Annotated in this window: 20 protein-coding genes; 8 read left to right on the plus strand and 12 right to left on the minus strand. The window is 33.1% G+C overall.

Translation table 11 applies throughout. The annotated features are described in order from the left end of the window. Positions 1 to 50: 50 nt before the first annotated feature. Positions 51 to 908 carry a hypothetical protein gene (locus tag BSF41_RS11265; RefSeq protein WP_095929595.1) on the plus strand — a complete coding sequence of 286 codons (858 nt, stop codon included), beginning with the start codon at positions 51 to 53 and terminating at the stop codon, positions 906 to 908. A 166-nt stretch (positions 909 to 1,074) separates the two neighbouring features. Next, on the plus strand, positions 1,075 to 2,310 hold the full coding sequence (gene hflX, locus BSF41_RS11270; protein ID WP_095929596.1) for a GTPase HflX: 1,236 nt from the start codon (positions 1,075 to 1,077) through the stop codon (positions 2,308 to 2,310). A gap of 163 nt (positions 2,311 to 2,473) precedes the next feature. Here the strand turns inward: hflX and BSF41_RS11275 are convergent, their stop codons facing one another. The 6 genes from BSF41_RS11275 to BSF41_RS11300 all read right to left on the minus strand — a co-directional run bounded on the left by BSF41_RS11275 (position 2,474) and on the right by BSF41_RS11300 (position 6,587). Beyond that, on the minus strand, positions 2,474 to 3,424 hold the full coding sequence (locus BSF41_RS11275; RefSeq protein WP_095929597.1) for a DUF3078 domain-containing protein: 951 nt from the start codon (positions 3,422 to 3,424) through the stop codon (positions 2,474 to 2,476). A gap of 78 nt (positions 3,425 to 3,502) precedes the next feature. Beyond that, positions 3,503 to 4,012, minus strand: a complete 510-nt coding sequence (locus BSF41_RS11280; RefSeq protein WP_095929598.1) for a DUF2480 family protein — start codon at positions 4,010 to 4,012, stop codon at positions 3,503 to 3,505. 82 nt (positions 4,013 to 4,094) lie between these two features. Beyond that, entirely contained in the window at positions 4,095 to 4,418 is a 324-nt protein-coding gene (locus BSF41_RS11285; protein ID WP_012023258.1) for an SUF system Fe-S cluster assembly protein, read from the minus strand. Positions 4,419 to 4,507: 89 nt separating this feature from the next. Then, the gene (locus BSF41_RS11290; RefSeq protein ID WP_095929599.1) at positions 4,508 to 4,933 is read right to left on the minus strand and encodes a SufE family protein; all 426 of its coding nucleotides are present in this window, start codon (positions 4,931 to 4,933) and stop codon (positions 4,508 to 4,510) included. Positions 4,934 to 4,935: 2 nt separating this feature from the next. After that, the gene (locus BSF41_RS11295) at positions 4,936 to 5,361 is read right to left on the minus strand and encodes a hypothetical protein (protein ID WP_095929600.1); all 426 of its coding nucleotides are present in this window, start codon (positions 5,359 to 5,361) and stop codon (positions 4,936 to 4,938) included. An 11-nt stretch (positions 5,362 to 5,372) separates the two neighbouring features. Continuing rightward, the gene (locus tag BSF41_RS11300; protein ID WP_095929601.1) at positions 5,373 to 6,587 is read right to left on the minus strand and encodes an aminotransferase class V-fold PLP-dependent enzyme; all 1,215 of its coding nucleotides are present in this window, start codon (positions 6,585 to 6,587) and stop codon (positions 5,373 to 5,375) included. A gap of 221 nt (positions 6,588 to 6,808) precedes the next feature. Between BSF41_RS11300 and BSF41_RS11305 the strand changes: the two genes are divergently transcribed. Both BSF41_RS11305 and BSF41_RS11310 read left to right on the plus strand, forming a co-directional pair. After that, complete coding sequence (locus tag BSF41_RS11305; protein ID WP_095929602.1) at positions 6,809 to 8,158, plus strand: serine hydrolase; 1,350 nt, start codon at positions 6,809 to 6,811, stop codon at positions 8,156 to 8,158. Between the two features lie 3 nt (positions 8,159 to 8,161). Continuing rightward, the gene (locus BSF41_RS11310) at positions 8,162 to 8,632 is read left to right on the plus strand and encodes a hypothetical protein (protein WP_095929603.1); all 471 of its coding nucleotides are present in this window, start codon (positions 8,162 to 8,164) and stop codon (positions 8,630 to 8,632) included. 115 nt (positions 8,633 to 8,747) lie between these two features. Here BSF41_RS11310 and sufD read toward each other — a convergent pair whose 3' ends face one another. The 4 genes from sufD to BSF41_RS11330 form a co-directional block, all read right to left on the minus strand. Continuing rightward, on the minus strand, positions 8,748 to 10,064 hold the full coding sequence (gene sufD / locus BSF41_RS11315; RefSeq protein WP_095929604.1) for a Fe-S cluster assembly protein SufD: 1,317 nt from the start codon (positions 10,062 to 10,064) through the stop codon (positions 8,748 to 8,750). A 66-nt stretch (positions 10,065 to 10,130) separates the two neighbouring features. Next, complete coding sequence (sufC, locus tag BSF41_RS11320) at positions 10,131 to 10,877, minus strand: Fe-S cluster assembly ATPase SufC (protein WP_008466070.1); 747 nt, start codon at positions 10,875 to 10,877, stop codon at positions 10,131 to 10,133. A gap of 120 nt (positions 10,878 to 10,997) precedes the next feature. Beyond that, positions 10,998 to 12,446: a Fe-S cluster assembly protein SufB gene (gene sufB, locus BSF41_RS11325; RefSeq protein WP_095929605.1), complete on the minus strand. Its 1,449-nt coding sequence runs from the start codon at positions 12,444 to 12,446 to the stop codon at positions 10,998 to 11,000. Between the two features lie 85 nt (positions 12,447 to 12,531). Then, entirely contained in the window at positions 12,532 to 12,861 is a 330-nt protein-coding gene (locus BSF41_RS11330; RefSeq protein ID WP_068841559.1) for an iron-sulfur cluster assembly accessory protein, read from the minus strand. Positions 12,862 to 13,179: 318 nt separating this feature from the next. Here BSF41_RS11330 and BSF41_RS11335 point away from each other — a divergent pair, with 318 nt between their 5' ends. Continuing rightward, the gene (locus BSF41_RS11335) at positions 13,180 to 14,094 is read left to right on the plus strand and encodes a hypothetical protein (protein WP_095929606.1); all 915 of its coding nucleotides are present in this window, start codon (positions 13,180 to 13,182) and stop codon (positions 14,092 to 14,094) included. A gap of 78 nt (positions 14,095 to 14,172) precedes the next feature. After that, positions 14,173 to 15,030: an MBL fold metallo-hydrolase gene (locus BSF41_RS11340; protein WP_095929607.1), complete on the plus strand. Its 858-nt coding sequence runs from the start codon at positions 14,173 to 14,175 to the stop codon at positions 15,028 to 15,030. 72 nt (positions 15,031 to 15,102) lie between these two features. Here the strand turns inward: BSF41_RS11340 and BSF41_RS11345 are convergent, their stop codons facing one another. Beyond that, positions 15,103 to 16,929, minus strand: a complete 1,827-nt coding sequence (locus BSF41_RS11345) for a T9SS type A sorting domain-containing protein (protein ID WP_095929608.1) — start codon at positions 16,927 to 16,929, stop codon at positions 15,103 to 15,105. A 299-nt stretch (positions 16,930 to 17,228) separates the two neighbouring features. Here BSF41_RS11345 and BSF41_RS11350 point away from each other — a divergent pair, with 299 nt between their 5' ends. Then, on the plus strand, positions 17,229 to 18,875 hold the full coding sequence (locus BSF41_RS11350; RefSeq protein WP_095929609.1) for a S8 family peptidase: 1,647 nt from the start codon (positions 17,229 to 17,231) through the stop codon (positions 18,873 to 18,875). Positions 18,876 to 18,899: 24 nt separating this feature from the next. Here BSF41_RS11350 and BSF41_RS23750 read toward each other — a convergent pair whose 3' ends face one another. Next, on the minus strand, positions 18,900 to 19,058 hold the full coding sequence (locus BSF41_RS23750; protein WP_172426891.1) for a hypothetical protein: 159 nt from the start codon (positions 19,056 to 19,058) through the stop codon (positions 18,900 to 18,902). Between the two features lie 47 nt (positions 19,059 to 19,105). Between BSF41_RS23750 and BSF41_RS11360 the strand changes: the two genes are divergently transcribed. Further along, a complete protein-coding gene (locus tag BSF41_RS11360) occupies positions 19,106 to 20,980 on the plus strand; it encodes a M1 family metallopeptidase (RefSeq protein WP_095929611.1) in 1,875 nt (624 codons plus the stop codon). The last annotated feature ends 132 nt before the right edge of the window (positions 20,981 to 21,112 follow it).

The following is a 21,112-nucleotide window of genomic DNA, read 5'->3' on the forward strand; positions in this document are numbered from 1 at the left end:
ATCTAATTGAATTTTGTACTTTGGTCATCCCAAATCAATACAAATACCACATGAAAACCTACTTTATTGCCATCTTAATGATGGTGTTTCCTTTCTTGATGCACAGTCAAGACGACGTTAAACTAAAGCAGATTAACATTGTAAGAACAAATTACCAAAACTCTAAAGATGGCGAAATTGTTAACAAAACAATAGTTTTTAAAGAAGGTAAACTTCAAACCATAACCACTTCAGATGTTGTACAGCATTTCTATTACAACAAAAACGGTTTGCTGGATATGACCGTAAAAGACAAAGTTGGAAGCGATTGGAAAGAAGTAATCAACTATACTTACAACGCTGATAACAATATTACCAAATTTGTAAAAAAATATCAGGAAGGGCCTAATTATATTACAAAAGTGGTTTCTTTTGTATATGAAGGAGCAAGGGTAAAAGTAACTACAAAAAAGAGCACCAACCATCAGAATTTAGTAGACGATATTGAATATCTTGTTGAAAACGGAATTATTGTAAGACGTACTTCACGAGATAGAAATAAGGCTATTATTGGAAAATTAGAATATGTTTATGTAAACGACAATGTGTCAAGACATAAAGGATTGGTAGGAGATAAAATCTCTAAATCATATACTTATGATGATAAAAAGTCGGTTGACCAGTTAATCGTTCAGAGTCTTTTTGGAGATAATTACAAAGTAATTGTTCCGATGGTTTCTTATCATGAAGAGGAATTTGAGTTTGAATCTATTTCTTATAATAACGAAATGAATTTCAGCCCATCATCTACAGCTTTAGTTGCGGTGAGCAGAAAATACAAATACAACAAATTAAATTACCCAATTTCTTGTTCTCAAATAGAAGAAAACGGAATTGTGAAAACGGAAAAAACGTTTATTTACGAATAAAGGTTTTAAACTTAGACCATTCATTTGAAAAGTGGAGCTTTAGTTGAGTTTATCTTGACGGGTTCCATTTTTTTTTGAATTATAATGTCTTAATATAAACGTAAAAACAAAATTGTATAATTGATTGTAGCTGACAAATGATTAAATTTGCACCTTATTCAAGACTATGTTAGAAAAAGAAGTTATAAATTTTGAGAGAACAGTTATCGTTGGTATTGTTACTCAGAATCAAAGTGAAGAAAAACTAAATGAATATTTAGACGAATTGGAGTTTTTAACTTTTACCGCTGGAGGTGAAGTTATTAAACGTTTTTCGCAGAAAATGGAACGCCCTAATCCGAAAACTTTTGTTGGAACAGGAAAAATTGACGACATCAATCTTTTTGTAAAAGAGAACAAAATATCTACTGTAATTTTTGATGATGAATTAACGCCATCTCAGCAAAAAAATATCTCAAGAATAATTGACTGCAAAATCTTAGACAGAACGAACTTGATTCTAGATATTTTTGCACAGAGAGCCGAAACTTCATACGCAAGAACGCAGGTAGAATTGGCGCAATGCCAATATTTGTTGCCAAGACTTTCTGGTTTATGGACACACCTTGAGCGTCAAAAAGGGGGTATCGGTATGCGTGGACCTGGAGAAACGGAGATTGAAACAGACAGACGTATTGTACGTGATAGAATTTCGTTGCTGAAAGATAAAATCAAAACGATTGACAAGCAAATGAGTATTCAGCGAAGCAATCGTGGAGCAATGGTTCGTGTAGCTTTGGTTGGATATACCAATGTTGGAAAATCGACTTTAATGAATGCAATTGGTAAAAGTGATGTTTTTGTTGAGAATAAATTATTTGCAACTTTAGACACAACAGTTAGAAAAGTGGTTATTAAAAACCTTCCTTTTTTGCTTTCTGATACAGTTGGATTTATTAGAAAATTACCAACACAATTGGTTGATTCTTTTAAAAGTACCCTAGATGAGGTTCGTGAAGCCGATTTGTTGCTTCATGTGGTAGATATTTCTCATCCAGATTTTGAGGATCATATCGAGTCTGTAAATAAGACTTTACAAGAGATCAAAAGCAACGATAAACCAACCATTATGGTTTTTAATAAAATCGATGCTTACAAACATTTAACTATCGAAGAAGATGATTTGATTACGGAAAGAACCAGAAAATACTGGACACTTGACGAGTGGAAACAAACTTGGATGAGTAATGTTGGTCAGAATAAAGCTTTATTTATTTCTGCAAGAAATAAAGAGAATTTCGAAGAATTCAGAGAAACAGTTTATGAAGCTGTTCGCCAGATTCATATAACACGTTTTCCTTATAACAATTTCTTATATCCAGATTATAAGGATGCAGTTGAAAAGGATGACGAAGAGGAATAGTTAATTAACCGCAAAGATTATTTAAATTATTTTCAGAAAAGTATAAAGTTCGCAAAGCTATATGTAGATTTAGCTTTGCGAACTTTGCATTTTTATAAAAACGTAGCTTATGAAAACCTTAGCGTTTTTTTAAGATAAAATATTAGCAGTTTCAATTTTCAGATTAAAATCCAAAATTAACGCCTAAACCAAATACTTGTCTGGTTTGAAGCCCTCTGAAGGCATTGTCATCATATATTGCTTGAAAAGCAAAATTTGCAGATAAGAATTTGTTAATTTTCATAATGATATTCAAAGAATAATTGATATCTACATTTTGAGGATCTTCTAGATAATTAGAATATAAATTAAGTGCGTTTTCTGCCGTTACATTCGTCATAATGGCTAATTTGTAATAAACTGATGCATAAAAACCCAGTTCATAGCGCATGGTTTTGCCTTCATCAACACCAAAATAATCTCCATCTACATAAGGCAGACCAGTAAACCTATCAATGCCGCTTGTATAAGCGTTGTCTACAAAAGTGAATTTTGAAGTCAGTGGGGCGAAGTTAATTTTAAGATTTTCATCTTTAGACCAATAAATACCAGGTCCAGTGGTAAGATATCCTGGCGACATAAACTTCGTCTGTTCAGTTCTGATTTCTTTACCGTTGGCATCCTGCCCATAAATATAACCTGTCGTAAATTGAGTTCTGAAGTTTAAGAAATAAGAGTAATACCATTCACCAAAGGCTCTTTTACCAAGAATGGAGTTAAATTCTAAACGGTCATCCGTTTTTTTTCCGAAATCAGTATTTTTAGTTTGTAATAGACCGTATGACGCTAGTATTTTGTTGTCCCAGGTTACATCTTCTTTTTTGTAATTGAAGTCGTAATTGATTCCGAGTGTTCCCGAAAAGCTGTCTTCACCTCCCGCAATCCAGTTATTGAAGCTGGACTGATTTAATAAAAGAGATACGGTTCCTTTTGCTTTCCAGCCTTCTTTTTCAATTGTATCATTGATTTTTTTTACGGCTTTTTCGGTGTTTTGTGCTAGTTCTTTTTCGGTGTTTTGGGCTTGAACAAAAGTAAGATTTGCTAAAACGAAGAGCAATGATAGAATCTTTCTCATGGTTTTTAGTTTAGAGTGTATTATCAAATATACTAAAAACCAATGGAAAGTTAAGAGATGTTATCCTGTTATTGCAGGTTATTTCTTAGATTCTTTGTATAAAGGCACTGCAGAGCATGCTTCGCCGTACATAATGCTTCTGGCAAATGGCTGAAGATAAGTTGTTGCCAAAATGTAAGCCCTCATAGGAACGGGTTTTCTCGAGCAACCTTTTACAATTACAGGTTTGCCTTTGTATGCAGAGTAATCAATTTTAGTTAGAATTTCTTCGTAAAGACTGGCGTCAAGATCTTCAATTGTTCCGTTAACGACTTTTTTTGCGAAAGGTGCTAAATGAACACTTACCAAAATTAATGCCCAAGCCGGAATTATAGCATCTGTACTGCAATGTACAGCCACATATTGATCTTGATATTGTGACCAATCGTGGTTTTTAAGGTGTTCTCTAAAGTCTTTTTCTTTCAATAAAAAACCTTCCAAAAGCCATTGCGAAATGTCAATCTGCACACGCATTCCTTTTGGATAATAATCCTCCAAATCAAAAACTTCTAAAGCACTATTGGCAACTTTATTGATAATTTCTTCCATATGAAAAGTTAGTTTCAAGTTTGAGGTTTCACGTTTCAAGTTGTGTAACCTGAAACGTGAAACTTTAAACCTGAAACAAATATTAAAGCATTCCTAATTCTAATTTCGCTTCTTCGCTCATTAAATCTTTGCTCCAAGGCGGATCAAAAGTAATTTCAACGTCAACATCTTTAATGTTTTCGATTGTTTTTACTTTTTCTTCTACTTCTCTTGGTAAACTTTCGGCAACTGGGCAGTTTGGAGAAGTAAGCGTCATAAGGATTTTTACTTCGTAATCTGTATTTACCATTACATCGTAAATTAATCCTAATTCGTAAATATCTACAGGAATCTCAGGATCGTAAATGCCTTTTAAAACTCTTACAATTGATTCTCCTAATTCGTTTGTGTCTATTTCTTGTTCCATTTTGTTATTTGTTTTTTTGCCACGAATTTCACAAATTTCCCGAATTTAAAAATTAGTGATAATTTGTGAAATTCGTGGCAGAAAGAATTTTAATTATTGCTTTTTGCATCAAAAGCCAAAGCGTACATTTTGATGTTTTTTATCATCGAAACCAAACCGTTGGCACGAGTTGCAGATAAATGTTCTTTTAGTCCAATTTCGTCGATAAAATCCGTATCGGCTTCTAGGATATCTTTTGGTTTTTGATTGGAAAAAGCACGAATTAAAATTGCGATTATTCCTTTTGTCAAAATAGCATCGCTATCTGCTGTAAAAACAATTTTATCTTCGTTTTGTTCACCTTGCAACCAAACTTTTGACTGACAACCTTTAATTAAATTATCGTCGGTTTTGTATTCTTCTTTTATTAAAGGAAGACTTTTTCCTAGTTCGATGATGTATTCATAACGCTGCATCCAATCATCAAACATTGAAAATTCGTCTATTATTTCGTTTTGTATTTCTTTTATTGTCATAATTATTCTTTAGAAAAATCAACTAATAAATTAACTAGTTTTTCAATTTCTTTTGGAGGAAAACCATTATCGAAACCTGGAGTTTCATACGTTTTTCCGTCTTTTACTATTTTTAAATTTCCTATTGCAGCACCGTCATAAGTGCGTTTATCCGTTGGGGCTTTTAAAGTAGAAAGTCCTTCTAAATTTACTTTTGAAAAAGCATCAACAATTTTATTCCATTTTGCATCATCTATATTGCTGCTAACGGCTTCAGCATTACGTTCCTTAATAACCGAAACAGTTTTGTCTTGTACCGTTATCACTTTAAAATAACCTCTAGAATGAGCGGAGTATTCAATTTGTGTCGATTTCATATCGGTCTTTTTTTGACTGCAACATCCAGTTGCAATAAAAAGAGTTAAAAGCAATAGTGATAATATTCTCATACGTTTCTTTTTTAGCTTAACATGGTTTGTGCTTTTTTCACAGCATCAACCATTGCGTCAATTTCTTCTTTTGTGTTGTAAAAAGAGAAAGAAGCACGAATTGTTCCTGGAATACAGAAGAAATTCATGATCGGTTGCGCACAATGATGTCCTGTTCTAACGGCAATTCCTAATTTATCTATAATAGAACCAACATCATACGGGTGAATTCCATCAATATTAAATGAAACTACAGAAGCTTTATTTTTGGTGTTTCCATAAATTCGGATACCTTCAATTTCGTTAAGGCGTTTTGTAGCATGTTCTAATAATTCATTTTCATATTCATGAATTTTATCAAAACCGATCTCGTTTAAATAATCAATGGCAGTTCCTAAAACAATTCCGCCAGCGATATTTGGAGTTCCAGCTTCAAATTTATGAGGAAGATCAGCGTAAGTTGTTTTCTCGAAAGTAACTTCTTTGATCATTTCACCACCGCCTTGGTAAGGAGGAAGTTTGTTAAGCCATTCTTCTTTTCCGTAAAGAATTCCTGTTCCTGTTGGTCCGCACATTTTATGACCAGAAAAAGCATAAAAATCACAATCTAATTCTTGAACATTTGGTTTTAAATGCGGAACAGCTTGCGCGCCATCAATTAAAACTGCTGCGCCTACAGAATGTGCTTTGTCAATAATATATTTGATTGGATTGATTACACCCAATGCATTTGAAATATGATTTACGGTAACAATTTTTGTTTTGTCTGAAAGCAATTTGTCAAATTCCTCAATAATTAATTCTCCATTGTCATTGATTGGGATAACTTTTAAAATTGCTCCAGTTTTTTCGCATAACATTTGCCAAGGCACAATATTACTGTGATGTTCTAATGAAGAAACTACAACTTCGTCACCAGGTTTTAAAATGGAAGCAAAACCATTTGAAACCAAATTAATTCCGTGTGTTGTTCCCGAAGTAAAAAGAACTTCGTGTGCGTGTTTGGCGTTGATATGGTCCTTTACTTTTCCGCGAGCAACTTCGTAAGCATCAGTTGCTAACTGGCTCAAAGTGTGAACGCCACGGTGAATATTGGCATTGATTTCGTTATAATATTTTACTTCTGCATCAATTACAACTTGTGGTTTTTGCGAAGTAGCTCCGTTGTCGAAATATACTAATGGCTTTCCGTTTACAGTTTGAGAAAGTATTGGGAAATCAGCTCTTATTTTTTGAATATCTAGCATGTCTTATTTAGAAAAAATCTATTTACAAAAGTACTAAAACTAAATTTGTTTATACAGCAATTCTATAATTTCCTTTTATGATGCCATTGATTAAAGGCTTAAATGATGATTTTTTAAAAATCGGTTCGATTTTCTGAATTATCTGAAACAGTTTTCTAATTTGATGCTTAAAATCGTGAACATAAATTATTTATATTGCATTAAAAATAAATTAAATCATCATGAAAAAATTTCTCAAAGTACTTTTGCTTGCAGTGGTTCTTGCTTTTTTATATTTCGGATTTACAACTTATCCAAAGCTTGATTTGATTTCAGGCTTCTCGGCCAAAAGTGTCGCATCTGGACATTTTATAGATAATCGTCCGTTGGATCTAATTGAGAAAACCGACAATGATATCGATATGATTGATCTGGCGAAAAACTCCATTGATGATGCAGGAAAATATGCTATTTCTTCTGTTTATGGATTGAAAGAAAGAAAAGCAATTTATCGTGAAGGCCTTGGAGCAACTTTGATTAATGATAATTTTGATGTTTCAAAACCATATCTACTTCCAAAGAGAACGAAATTAGAAAACAATCTTCCTTTTCCATACGGAAATAATGAGCCAAAAGACACTGCATTTTCTGATGTAGATTATTCGAAATTGAAAAAAGCTGTCGATAATGCTTTTGACAAAACAGGCGGAAGAATCAAAAGAACTCGTGCTGTTGTGGTTTTGTATAAAGATAGATTGATAGCCGAAAAATACGATACAGGTTTTAATAAAGACAGTAAAATTTTAGGCTGGTCAATGACAAAAAGCATTACAAGTTCGGCTTTTGGAGTTTTGGCTAAACAAGGAAAAATAGATATTTACAAACCTGCTCCAGTTATAGAATGGAAAAATGATGAGCGTAAAAACATCACACTTAATGATTTGCTTCACATGAATTCTGGTTTAGAATGGGAAGAGAATTACAGTACAATCTGTGATGCTACAAAAATGCTTTTTCAGGCCGAAGATATGGGAAAAGTACAATTGGATAAACCAGCACAATTTAAACCCAATACACATTGGAATTATTCGTCAGGAACGACCAATTTATTATCTCTGATTTTAAGAAGACAATTCAAAACACAACAAGAATATCTTGATTTTTGGTACAGCGCCGTAATTGACAAAATCGGAATGAATTCTATGATTGTCGAACAAGATATGTCAGGAACTTTCGTAGGTTCATCTTACGGATGGGCAACGCCAAGAGATTGGTCAAAATTTGGATTATTATATCTGCACAAAGGAAACTGGAATGGTGAGCAAATTCTAGACGAAAGCTGGGTAAAATACACCGTAACTCCAACAAATACTTCTGATGGCAAATATGGTGCACAGTTTTGGTTAAACGCTGGAGGAAAATTCCCTGATGTTCCTCGGGATATGTTTTATTGCAGCGGTTATCAAGGTCAAATGGTAGCGATTATTCCGTCTCTGGATATGGTAATTGTAAGAATGGGAGTAAGAGAAGGTGATAAAAGTTTTGACTTTAATGGGTTTTTGAAAGAGATAATTGAAAGTGTCAACAAATAATAAATGGCGATTCTAAAAAGAATAGAAAATGATGAGCTTTATTTATATATGAATGGAGTTCTAATTTACAAACGTTGGTTAAATACTGGGAATTCTAAAATATTTGACATAATGGCTTATGACAAGTATACGTTAATGAGTTATACAGATTTACAGTATGAAAATTCAAATGAATTATTATCTGTTAAAGCAAAGATTAAATTAAAAGATACTGTTGAGGGAGGAAGGCGAACTGGAATTATAAGTGGTTATAGACCTAATCATGTTTTTGAGTATGGAATTGGTGGGAAAATAAATCAAACTTTTATGGGAGATATTATATTTGAAAATCAATCGACTATAGAATTAGGAGAAGAAAAAATAGTTACAGTCAGATTTTTGCTTAATCAGTCAATTGAAAAATATCTTAATAAAGGACAGGTCTGGTGGATTCATGAAGGACCGAATTTGATTGGAAATGCAGAAATTTTATAAGTATTACAGATAATTAACCGCAAAGACGCCAAGTAAAAAGCGCAAAGTTCGCAAAGTTTAAACTAAACCTTGCGAACTTTGCGTAAATCTTTGCGAACCTTTCGGTTAAACAATTCTACAAATCAAATCCTAAATTCACGCCTAATTTCATGGCAATGATTTTAGTAATTCTTTGTTTTAATTCTGGTATTTTAATGCTTTCGATAACGGCATTTGAGAATGCGTACATCAATAAAGCTTTAGCTTCTTTTTTCGGGATTCCGCGAGACTGCATGTAGAACATTGCTGTTTCATCAAGCTGTCCAACAGTACAACCGTGAGAACATTTTACATCATCTGCAAAAATCTCTAATTGCGGTTTTGCGTTGATAGTAGCTTTGTCACTCAATAAAATATTATTGCTTTTTTGGAACGCATTTGTTTTTTGAGCTTCTTTTTCTACCAAAACTTTTCCGTTGAAAACTCCGGTCGAACGATCAGAGAAAATTCCTTTATAATCTTGGAAACTTTCGCAGTTTGGCTGCGCGTGGTTTACCAAAGTATAATGATCAACGTGTTGTTTGTCATTTAAAATAGAAATTCCGTTTAACGTACTTGTCAATCTTTCACCAAAGTGGTAAAAGTTTAAGTTGTTACGAGTTAGATTTCCACCAAATGAGAAAGTATGAACATAAGCATGACTTTCTTGTTGTTGAGAAACGTATGTATTGTCAATTAAATTCGCTTCGCTGTTGTCGTTTTGAATTTTGTAATAATCAACAATTGCACGTTTTTGAGCAAAAATCTCCGTAACAGAGTTTGTTAAAACTGGATTTTCATTCAAACTTTGGTGACGCTCAATAATTTGAACATGTGAATTTTCGCCCACAATAACCAAATTTCTTGGCTGAACCATTAAAGCAGCTTCATTTCCAGTTGAGAAATACATAATCTCAATTGGTTTATCGGCTACTTTTTTCTTCGGAATATTGATAAAAGCACCTTCAATTGCAAATGCAGTATTCAATGAAGTCAAGCTGTCATCTTTACTTGCGATTTGATTAAAGTACGTATCAATAACCATTTTATATTTTGGTTTGGTCAATGCCGATGACATCAAACAAACATCGATTCCGTCATGCGTTGTAGAAGACAAATGCGAACTGAAAACGCCATCGATAAATACTAATTTATAAGTATCAATTTCGTGTAAAAAGTATTTTTTAACTTGATTGAATTCGATTGCATTTTCCTGTTTTGGAAAAACCGTAAAGTCATTTTTTAAGATGGCATTTAGCGATGTATATTTCCAAGCTTCTTCTTTTTTGGTTGGGAAACCTTTATTTTCGAAGTTTTTTAAGGCATTTGTGCGTATGTCATGTAAATCTGAATGTACATCGACACGTTCTTCAAAAGCCATAAAAGACGATACTAATTTTTCTTTTAAATCCATTTCTTTAGTTGTAAGTTATGAGTTATGAGTTATGAGTTTTTGCAAACTGTAAACTGTAACTGTAAACTAGTTTTCTGCTTTGATCCAGTCGTATCCTTTTTCTTCTAATTCGTATGCTAGCTCTTTTCCTCCAGATTTTACAATTCTTCCGTTGTAAAGAACGTGAACGAAATCAGGAACGATATAATCTAACAAACGTTGGTAGTGCGTGATAACAATAATTGCGTTTTTGTCGCTTTTCAATTTGTTTACACCATTAGCCACAATTCTTAAAGCATCGATATCAAGACCCGAATCGGTTTCGTCAAGGATAGCTAATTTTGGCTCTAACATTGCCATTTGGAAAATTTCGTTTCTTTTTTTCTCTCCTCCAGAAAAACCTTCGTTTAAAGAACGAGATAAAAATTTACGATCAATTTCTAACAATTCAGATTTCTCACGAATTACTTTTAGCATTTCGTTTGCAGGCATTTCTTCCTGTCCGTTTGCTTTACGAGTTTCGTTGATTGCAGTTTTCATGAAGTTAGTTACACTAACCCCAGGAATTTCTACAGGATATTGAAAAGAAAGGAAAACACCTTTATGTGCTCTCTCTTCAGGAGCTAAATCAGCAAGATCTTCTCCGTCAAGGATAACCTCTCCATCTGTAACTTCATAATTTTCATTTCCTGCAATAACAGCAGAAAGTGTACTTTTTCCAGAACCGTTTGGTCCCATGATAGCGTGAACTTCTCCAGCTTTAACTTCTATATTAATTCCTTTAAGGATTTCTTTATCACCAATTGCGGCGTGAAGGTTTTTTATTGATAACATCTTTTTTTTGTTTAAAGTTTCAAGTTTCAAGTTCTCAGTTGTGCCGAAAAGCGAAACTTTGAAAAATCTTTTATTTTAATATGATATAAAATTCTTTTTTAATGGTTAAAAACTCGGTTCTTAACCTACAGATCCTTCTAAAGAAATCTCTAATAATTTTTGAGCTTCAACAGCAAATTCCATTGGAAGTTTATTCAATACATCTTTACTGAAACCGTTTACAATTAAGGCAATCGCTTTTTCAGTTGGTATACCTCTTTGGTTACAGTAAAATACCTGATCTTCTCCAATTTTACTTGTAGTTGCTTCGTGCTCGATTTTTGCAGATGGATTTTTACTTTCGATGTAAGGGAAAGTATGCGCTCCGCAATTGTTACCCATTAACAATGAATCACATTGAGAAAAGTTTCTTGCATTCTCAGCTCTTGGAGAGATTTGCACTAAACCACGGTAGCTATTTTGTGATTTTCCAGCCGAGATACCTTTAGAAATAATAGTCGATTTAGTGTTTTTTCCTAAATGAATCATTTTTGTTCCAGTATCTGCTTGTTGGTAATTATTGGTAACGGCGATAGAATAAAATTCTCCTACTGAATTATCTCCTTTTAATACACAAGAAGGATATTTCCAAGTTACAGCAGAACCAGTTTCAACCTGTGTCCAAGAAATTTTAGCGTTTGTTTCGCATAAACCTCTTTTAGTTACAAAGTTGTAAACTCCACCTTTTCCTTCTTTATTTCCTGGGAACCAGTTTTGAACGGTAGAATATTTAATTTCAGCATCATCCAAAGCGATTAATTCAACCACAGCAGCGTGTAATTGATTTTCGTCACGGCTAGGAGCAGTACATCCTTCAAGGTAAGAAACGTAACTTCCAGCATCAGCAATAACAAGAGTTCTTTCGAATTGCCCTGTTCCTGCTTGGTTGATTCTGAAATAAGTTGAAAGTTCCATTGGGCATTTTACACCTTTTGGAATATAACAGAAACTTCCGTCAGAGAAAACAGCTGAGTTTAATGCTGCGTAGAAGTTGTCTTTTTGAGGTACAACAGTTCCTAAATATTTTTTCACTAATTCAGGATGTTCTTTAATAGCTTCAGAAATCGGACAGAAAATAATTCCTTTTTCTGCCAAAGTTTTCTTGAAAGTTGTTGCTACAGAAACAGAATCGACAACAATATCCATAGCGACATTGTTCATCATTTTTTGTTCATCAACAGAAATTCCAAGTTTTTTGTACATCTCTAATAATTCTGGATCTACATCGTCCAGCGTTTTATTAGGGTCTACTTGTTTTGGAGCTGAATAATATGAAATGGCCTGAAAATCTGGCTTTTCGTAACGAACGTTTGCCCATTCTGGTTCGATCATTTCTTTCCATGCACGGAAAGCCTCGATGCGCCATTCGGTCATCCATTCAGGTTCTTCTTTTTTAAGAGAAATAGCTCTTACAATTTCTTCGTTTAAGCCAATAGGGAAAGTCTCAGATTCTATATTGGTATAAAATCCGTACTCATATTCTTTAGTTTCCAGTTCGATCTTTAAATCGTCTTCGGTGTATTTGCTCATTATTTTTGTTATTGTCTAATGTTTTAAAGTCTAAAATTTGAAAGTCAATTGAAGTCTTTATGACTTTACAACTTTCAGCTTTTGACTAAAGAGAGAATGATTCTCCGCATCCGCAAGTTCTGCTTGCGTTCGGATTGTTGAAAACAAATCCTTTTCCGTTTAATCCGCCAGAGAATTCTAAAATTGTCCCAGCTAAATAAAGGAATGATTTTTTTTCTACAGCAATTTGTATGTCGTTGTCAACGAATATTTTGTCGTCATCTCCTTTGGTTTTGTCAAATTTTAAATCGTAAGACAAACCAGAGCATCCACCACTTTTCACGCCTACTCTTACGTAGTCGCTTGCGGCGTCAAAACCATCATCCGTCATCAGGTCGATGATTTTCTTTTTGGCAGTATCAGAAACTTTTATCATTGTTCTTAGATGTTTGTTTTTAATGAACATTTTTTGTCTGTAATGAATTTATTACAGATTTAAAACGCTAATTTTCAATGTTAAATAGAAATTATCTGCAAAGATACGACTTAAAAACCTTTTTCCATAACGGTTCACATTATTATAACAAATGTGAAAATAGATAATACTTATTTTGACAAAATCGAAATCAAAATTCGAAAAGAATTGTTTTTTGAATCGTGATGCAAATATCGCTCCTAAATGTTAAAAAACAAGTATTTCTACTGATTATAGCCATTATTTATTCGGTACTTTTGCAGAAAATTGTGAGTAATTATGAAAAAACAACACAAAAATAAGTGGCTAAAACCCTTATTGGCAGTAATTTTTGTTTTTGGATTAGGTGCTGCAGTATTGGTTTTTAGCAGTGAATCTGATAAAATTAAGGAAGAAGTTAAAGCGGAAAGCGATAAAGCTTTAGTGGTTAATAATGAAAGAACGGAGCAGGAAAACATTTTAGATTCATTAAGTACACTGAAAGCAGCATACGATCTGGTCATTCAGGAAAATATGGCTCTATCTAAAGAGTTGGAACTGGAACGCAAGAATGTCGAAAATTTAATGGAAATTATAAAAGTTTCTCAAAATCCGTCGGCAGATCAAATTAGAATTTACCGAAACCAGCTTTCGGGGCTAAAATCTTCATTGGACAGTAAGGTCGTAGAGATTAAAAAATTAAAATCCCAGAATAAAAATTTATTGACAGAAATAGAAAGTCAGAATGTTGTCATGTACAAACAAAAGGCAGAAAATGACACTTTGATTTCTAAACAAGTGAAATTGGAATCGACTTTAAAAGATGCTTCAAAACTTTATTTAAGCAATTTTAAGGCTATCGCGCTTCGCGAAAAAAGTTCTGGAGCCGAATTGGAAACAACAAAAGCAAAGAATACGAAAAAGCTTAAAATTAGTTTCACCGTAAACGGAAATGCGGTTGCAAAAACAGGAAAAAGAGTTTTTTATGTTCAGGTTTTGGATCAAAAAAATACGGTTTTAGGAGATAACAAATTAATTGAATTTGGAAATGATAAAGCACTAGTTTATAGTTTTATTGTCAGCACCGATTTTCAAGGTAAATCTCTCAATGCTTATGGAATTTTAAATGCAGATGGGTTTAAGAAAGGAACTTATTTTGTGAATTATTTTGATAAGCAGGAAATAATGGGAAGCACTTCGATTACATTAGAATAATCTAAAAGTTTTTTAGCTTTAAATTTTAGCAAAAGGAGTTTGAATTTTCTAGCTTTGTTCTTTTAGAAAATCATTCTCATGAAACTTTACCCAATAGAATCTGGAAATTTTAAGTTAGATGGCGGCGCAATGTTTGGCGTTGTTCCTAAAACCATTTGGAATAAAACAAATCCTGCCGATGCCAATAACCTTATCGATATTGCGGCTCGCTGTTTATTGATTGAAGACGGGAATCGTCTTATTTTGATTGACACGGGAATGGGCGATAAGCAATCAGAAAAATTCTTCGGGTATTATTCACTTTGGGGATCGCATTCTTTAGATAAATCTCTGGCAAAATATGGTTTCAATCGAGATGATATTACCGACGTTTTTATGACGCATCTTCATTTTGATCATTGCGGAGGAAGTGTTCAATGGAATGCTGATAAAACAGGTTACGAGCCAGCTTTTAAAAATGCTAAATTCTGGACCAACGAAAATCATTGGGAATGGGCGACAAAACCCAACGCTAGAGAAAAAGCCTCTTTCTTGTCTGAAAATATTTTGCCAATGCAGGAAAGCGGTCAATTGAATTTTATTGAAAGACCAGAATCTGATTTTGGTTTCTCAAAAGAACTTGAGTTTGATATTTATTATGTTGACGGACATACTGAAAAGCAAATGATTCCGTACATTAAATACCAAGATAAAACAATTGTTTTTTGTGCCGATTTATTGGCTACAGCGGGTCATATTCCACTTCCATATGTTATGGGATACGATACAAGACCTTTGCTGACAATGCCTGAGAAATCGAAATTCTTGAACTTAGCTGCAGATCAGAATCATTATTTGTTTCTGGAACACGATGCCCATAATCAGATTATAACTGTTGAACACACCGAAAAAGGTGTTCGATTAAAAGATGTTTTTAGTTGCGAAGAAATTTTGTAGCAATCAAATAAAAAATCCCGTTTTCAACATTCTGAAAACGGGATTTTTAAATCAAATTAAATTCTAAACCTATTATTCTATTATTACTTTTTTCGCAGAAGCCGTGTCTCCATTGATTAAGTATATATAATAAATTCCTTTTGGCAGTCCAGATAAATTGATTGTATAATCTGTGTTTGCATTGTTTAAAGTAAAAGATTTTACTAATTGGCCTAATGAGTTGTAAACTGTTGCTTTGTCTAGGGCAATATTGTTTATGTTTAATTCTCCTTTTGTAGGATTTGGATATATTGCTGCTTTAGAAAATACTGAATCTTCAACGCTTAATACAGAACAATTTAGAGAATAGACTGTCGAAGCATCTTTTTTATTTGCCCATGTTGTATTAGAAAAAGTCACATCATCGACCGTGATACAAGTTAAATTAGGGTTGTTGATAAAGGTTGTATATACAAGATCGAAATTATTGTTGTTTCCGTTTTTTAAATTCAGGGACTTTAGTTCATTGTCATTACACGATATTTCGTTAATTTTTGGATTTTTAGAAATATCTAAATCTGTAATCTTATTGAAATGACAGTTTAACATGTACAATTCTGGATTAAGTAATACATCAATGCTTGTCAATTCATTGTAATGGCACATCAGCTGTTCTAATAGAATGTTTTGAGAAACATTTAAAATTGAAATTTTATTTTGGTGACAAACTAAAGAAACTAATTTTTTATTGTCTGATACATCTAAACTTGTTAGTTCGTTAATTCCGCAATTTAAATCACTTAACTCTAGATTTTTATTGATGTTTAAACTTGTCAATTTATTGCTTCCACACCATAAACTTTTCAAAGCAAGATTTTTATCTACATTCAAAGCAGTTAACAGATTGCCTCCACAGTTTATGCTTTGCAATGCTAAATTGCTGTCGATATTTAAGGAAGTTATTTTGTTGGTATTAGTAGCTAATGCAGTTAATAATGTATTTGCAGTGACATTTAAACTAGTCAATGCATTTGAGGCACAATTTAATCGAGTAAGACTAGTGTTGTTAGAAATATCTAATGCCGTTAATTTATTTTTCTGACAATCTAAATTATCTAATGCTGTATTTGTATTTAAATCTAATGCAGTTAGTTGATTAGTGCCAAGATCTAAATAAGTCAATTTTGTATTTTTTGAAAGATTGACACTTATTAGAGAATTTCGGCTTGCAATTAAAGTTTGTAAAGAGGTAAAGTTTTCAATTCCTGTCAAGTCTGAGATAGAACTTCTTGAAACATCCAAACTAGTTACTGATGAAATGCTTGAAGTCAAAACCTTTCCATCTGCAGTACCAGAATCTATGCCTAGGTCAATCAATTTATTTTCGAAATTTATGTCTGGAATAGATGTGTATTTATCTATGACAGAAACATTGTCAACTAAAATTTCAGAATTAAGAGAACCAGTAGTCCAGATATCAACTTCGACATTTTCAGAAACGGTTGGCGTATACTCAAATTCAATTTTTCTCCATTCTGTAGAAGAAAAAACCACATCTGATTTTTTAATTATTACCTCTTTAAAAGTGCCTGGTTTATGTTGCAAACTAAAATCTACAGAAGAAAAAGTACCTTTTGCAAGTTTGTGATACATTGTAACTATATACGTTTTACCTGCTGTTACAGGAAAATAGTCAGTATTAATAAAGTTAAATGTTCCGCTGGCAACCATCATATTAATGCTTGATAAACCATTTTGAGCATCGGTGCTTTTAGAGATATAACCGCTAAAATATTGAAACCAGTTATCTGGTTTAGATGACACAGACCAAGTCTCAAAATTTCCATTTGGAACTAAGTTTGTTTGGGCATAAATAGAAAAATTTGCCAGTAACAGCAACAAGAGTAGTTTTGTCTTCATAGAACATGTTTAGAATTAGGTCGCGCAATTCTACATATTTTTGACTGATAATCTTTACGTGAACCCGTAAACGGTATATTATTTGTTGTTTTTTTACAGTTATAAAAACGATTTGTTTATTTATAATATATTTTTCTTACGGCTTTTTATGTAATAATTTGATTGTTAATAGTTTTATTGAAAAGATATTTTGGAAAAAAATAATCGTAATTTCATAACACATTGTTAACAGTTAGCATTTTGTAACAAAAAAGCATAATTTAGACCCATCTTTTAACTTTACAATTATTTATAGATATATGAGTCATATAAAACCACTTAAATTATCTGCGTTTGCATTACTTGTTTTAGCAGGTTGTAATGCCACTTTACAAGCACAAACTTCAGTGCCAAAACAGCCAATTGTGGCTCCTTTAGCAGTAGTAAAAAAAGCACCAGTTAGCGAAAATGAATTAAAAAGATGGAGTCATCTTGATTTGATAAAAGATTCTATTCCAGGAATGAGTGTAGACAGAGCTTACGCTGAATTACTACAAGGTAAAAAAGGGCAGAAAGTAATCGTAGGAATTGTAGATTCTGGTGTCGATATCGAGCACGAAGATCTTCAAGGAATGATTTGGACGAATAAAAAAGAAATTCCAGGAAACGGAATCGATGACGATAAAAACGGATTTATAGATGACGTTCACGGATGGAATTTCCTTGGAAATGCTGTTCACGAAAATCTAGAAATGACACGTATCGTAAAAAAAGCTGATGACGGTTCTCCAGAATATAAAGCAGCTTTAGCGCAATACACAGAGAAATATGAAGAGGCGCTTCAAGATAAACAACAAGCTGATTTTTTACTTGAAGTTCATAATACAATCAAAAAAGAGCTTAATAAGACGACCTATAAAGTCGAAGATTTAAGTGCCATTACTTCAACAGATCCAAAAGTATCAAGAAGTAAAGCAATCATGACTCAAATTTTCACAAATGCAGGTTCAACTTTTGATCCAGAAGTTGAGTTAACTGAATATAGCGAACAAGTTGAAGAACAGTTAAAATATAATTTAAACAAAGATTTTGACGGAAGAAAAATTGTTGGCGATAATCCAAACGATATTAAAGACAATCATTATGGAAATAACATCGTTTTTGGCCCAGATAAAGAAAAAGCGCTTCACGGAACTCACGTAGCTGGAATTATTGCTCAAATTCGCGGCAACAATTTAGGTGGAGACGGAGTTGCTTCTCCAAATGTTGAAATTTTGACAGTTAGAGCCGTTCCAGATGGAGACGAATACGATAAGGATATTGCTTTGGCAATTCGTTATGCGGTAGACAATGGAGCTAAAGTAATCAATGGAAGTTTCGGAAAAAGTTTCTCTCCACACAAAGAGTGGGTTTACGAGGCGATTAAATATGCAGCCAAAAAAGACGTTTTAATTGTGCATGCTGCAGGTAATGACGGTTACAATATCGATGAAACAAAAAACATCAATTATCCAAACGATTCTAAAGACAACGTAAAAGAATTTGCAGATAATGTAATTACAATTGGAGCGATTAATAAATCGTACGGAGAAAATGTTGTTGCTCCATTTTCAAACTTTGGAAAAATAAACGTAGACGTTTTTGCTCCAGGTGAAGAAATCTATGCAACAGTGCCAAACAACAAATACAAATATTTGCAAGGAACTTCAATGGCATCTCCAAATGCAGCAGGTGTTGCAGCTTTAATTCGTTCGTACTATCCAAAATTGAAAGCAGCTCAAGTTAAAAAGATTTTAATGGACTCTGGAGTAGCGCTTCCTTCAATGGTTGTTTTAGGTAAACCTGAAAACCCTGGAGAAAAACCAGTCGCAGTTTCTTCTGTAGAATCTTCTAAAACTGCAAAAATGGTAAATGCTTATAATGCGTTGTTGATGGCAGATCAAATATCTAAAGGAAAGTCCAAATAATTATTGAACTTTCCTTTTTAAAGATTAATAAACCATGTAATACCAACCTACGCAGTATTCGTCGCCACTACAGTCATAGTTGTTTCCTAATTTTAATCTTTTTCCTTGGTCTCCACCAGAAATCGTTTGTTGTTCTTCAACATTTAATTCAAAAGTTGAAAAATCTTCTAATGATAATTCCATAATTGTAAGAATTTTAATTAATATAATGTCAAACATAACTAAATTTTATGAGAAAAATACTTCTTTTTATTTTTTTTCTTCACTTTAACATTTATTCACAGAGCACTTCTTATTGGCAGCAGCACGCTGACTATAAAATGGAGGTTTCTATGGATGTAAAAAACTATCAGTACAAAGGGAAACAAGAATTGGTTTATACCAATAATTCTTCTGATACTTTAAAAAAAGTATTCTATCATTTATATCCAAACGCATTTCAACCAGGAAGCGAAATGGATGCACGTCTTCATTTTATTAAAGATCCAGACGGAAGAATGGTAAACAAAGTAAAACAAGCTGATGGAAAAGAAGTAAAACAAAGCCGTATTGAGACTTTAAAACCAAATGAAGCTGGTTATTTAAAAATTACAAACTTCAAACAAGACGGTGCTGTTGCTCAAACAAGAGTTTCTGGAACGATCTTAGAAGTAACTTTGGCGAAACCAATCCTTCCAAATTCTAAAACTACTTTTACATTAGATTTTGACGGACAAGTTCCAGTTCAGATTCGTCGTTCTGGAAGAAACAATTCTGAAGGAGTAGAACTTTCTATGTCGCAATGGTATCCAAAATTAGCAGAATTTGATTTCGAAGGATGGCACGCAGATCCATACATCGCAAGAGAATTTCATGGAGTTTGGGGTAATTTTGATGTGAAAATTACAATCGATAAAGAGTATACAATTGGTGGTTCTGGATATTTGCAAGACAAAAACTCTATCGGACACGGTTACCAAGATGCGGGCGTAACAGTTACATATCCTAAAAAAGCAAAAACACTTACTTGGCATTTTATCGCACCAAATGTTCACGATTTTACATGGGCTGCAGATAAAGAATATACTCATGATATTGTAAAAGGACCAAACGATGTTGATTTGCATTTCTTCTACAAAAACAACGAAAAAACAACTGCAAACTGGAAACAGTTAGAGCCTTTAATGGTTAAAGTAATGGATTATTACAACCAAAGAGTTGGAGCTTATCCATACAAACAATATTCATTTATTCAAGGTGGAGACGGCGGAATGGAGTATGCAATGTGTACTTTAATGCTAGGAAACGGAACTCTTGAAGGAATTCTTGGAACAGCTACGCACGAATTAGGACACTCTTGGTTCCAACACATTTTAGCTTCAAACGAGTCAAAACACCCTTGGATGGACGAAGGTTTTACAACTTACATCGAAGACAGTGCTTTGAATGAATTAAAAGGAGACAAAAAAGAAGTAAATCCTTTTGTAGGAAATTATAAAGCATATTACAGTTTAGTAAATTCTGGTAAAGAACAGCCACAAACTACGCACGGAGATCGTTACGATGAAAACCGTCCGTATAGTATTTCTTCTTATATTAAAGGAAGTCTTTTCCTTTCTCAATTAGAATATATAATCGGAAAAGAAAATGTTGATGCAACTTTAAAAAGATATTTCAACGATTTCAAATTCAAACACCCAACGCCAAACGACATCAAAAGAACAGCTGAAAGAGTTTCTGGAGCTGAGTTAGATTGGTATTTGATTGATTGGACACAAACTACAAATACGATCGACTACGGAATTAAAGACGTTGCTGACAATGCAGGAAAAACAACCGTTTCTTTAGAAAGAATTGGAAGAATGCCAATGCCAATTGACTTGAAAGTGGATTACACAGACGGAACATCTGAAACATTCTACATTCCATTAAGAATGATGAATTTCATTAAACCAAATCCAAACCCGAACGAGAAAAGAACAGTTCTAGAAGACTGGGCTTGGGCACAGCAAAACTATAGTTTTACAATTGACAAAAACAAAACGGCAATCAAAAAAATCACTATCGATCCAAGCGGATTAATGGCTGATGTAAAACAAACAAATAATGTTTTTGAAGTGAAGTAAAGATTCTATATTTTCAAATAGAAAAAATCCAAAGCAGTTTCTGGCTTTGGATTTTTTTTTGCTTTATAAATTTAAAAGAGTTGTAATTTTGATCCAATAGTAATCTTGTAGATTGAAATATTTAAATCAAAA

This window comes from Flavobacterium sp. ACN2 (assembly GCF_002303885.1).
GTDB lineage: Bacteria > Bacteroidota > Bacteroidia > Flavobacteriales > Flavobacteriaceae > Flavobacterium.

What these genes read in the sequence shown, in the direction of transcription:
- BSF41_RS11265 (WP_095929595.1), top strand. Translation starts at nt 51, where the DNA reads ATGAAAACCTACTTTATTGCCATCTTAATGATGGTGTTTCCTTTCTTG.
- hflX (WP_095929596.1), top strand. Translation starts at nt 1,075, where the DNA reads ATGTTAGAAAAAGAAGTTATAAATTTTGAGAGAACAGTTATCGTTGGT.
- BSF41_RS11275 (WP_095929597.1), bottom strand. Translation starts at nt 3,424, where the DNA reads ATGAGAAAGATTCTATCATTGCTCTTCGTTTTAGCAAATCTTACTTTT.
- BSF41_RS11280 (WP_095929598.1), bottom strand. Translation starts at nt 4,012, where the DNA reads ATGGAAGAAATTATCAATAAAGTTGCCAATAGTGCTTTAGAAGTTTTT.
- BSF41_RS11285 (WP_012023258.1), bottom strand. Translation starts at nt 4,418, where the DNA reads ATGGAACAAGAAATAGACACAAACGAATTAGGAGAATCAATTGTAAGA.
- BSF41_RS11290 (WP_095929599.1), bottom strand. Translation starts at nt 4,933, where the DNA reads ATGACAATAAAAGAAATACAAAACGAAATAATAGACGAATTTTCAATG.
- BSF41_RS11295 (WP_095929600.1), bottom strand. Translation starts at nt 5,361, where the DNA reads ATGAGAATATTATCACTATTGCTTTTAACTCTTTTTATTGCAACTGGA.
- BSF41_RS11300 (WP_095929601.1), bottom strand. Translation starts at nt 6,587, where the DNA reads ATGCTAGATATTCAAAAAATAAGAGCTGATTTCCCAATACTTTCTCAA.
- BSF41_RS11305 (WP_095929602.1), top strand. Translation starts at nt 6,809, where the DNA reads ATGAAAAAATTTCTCAAAGTACTTTTGCTTGCAGTGGTTCTTGCTTTT.
- BSF41_RS11310 (WP_095929603.1), top strand. Translation starts at nt 8,162, where the DNA reads ATGGCGATTCTAAAAAGAATAGAAAATGATGAGCTTTATTTATATATG.
- sufD (WP_095929604.1), bottom strand. Translation starts at nt 10,064, where the DNA reads ATGGATTTAAAAGAAAAATTAGTATCGTCTTTTATGGCTTTTGAAGAA.
- sufC (WP_008466070.1), bottom strand. Translation starts at nt 10,877, where the DNA reads ATGTTATCAATAAAAAACCTTCACGCCGCAATTGGTGATAAAGAAATC.
- sufB (WP_095929605.1), bottom strand. Translation starts at nt 12,446, where the DNA reads ATGAGCAAATACACCGAAGACGATTTAAAGATCGAACTGGAAACTAAA.
- BSF41_RS11330 (WP_068841559.1), bottom strand. Translation starts at nt 12,861, where the DNA reads ATGATAAAAGTTTCTGATACTGCCAAAAAGAAAATCATCGACCTGATG.
- BSF41_RS11335 (WP_095929606.1), top strand. Translation starts at nt 13,180, where the DNA reads ATGAAAAAACAACACAAAAATAAGTGGCTAAAACCCTTATTGGCAGTA.
- BSF41_RS11340 (WP_095929607.1), top strand. Translation starts at nt 14,173, where the DNA reads ATGAAACTTTACCCAATAGAATCTGGAAATTTTAAGTTAGATGGCGGC.
- BSF41_RS11345 (WP_095929608.1), bottom strand. Translation starts at nt 16,929, where the DNA reads ATGAAGACAAAACTACTCTTGTTGCTGTTACTGGCAAATTTTTCTATT.
- BSF41_RS11350 (WP_095929609.1), top strand. Translation starts at nt 17,229, where the DNA reads ATGAGTCATATAAAACCACTTAAATTATCTGCGTTTGCATTACTTGTT.
- BSF41_RS23750 (WP_172426891.1), bottom strand. Translation starts at nt 19,058, where the DNA reads ATGGAATTATCATTAGAAGATTTTTCAACTTTTGAATTAAATGTTGAA.
- BSF41_RS11360 (WP_095929611.1), top strand. Translation starts at nt 19,106, where the DNA reads ATGAGAAAAATACTTCTTTTTATTTTTTTTCTTCACTTTAACATTTAT.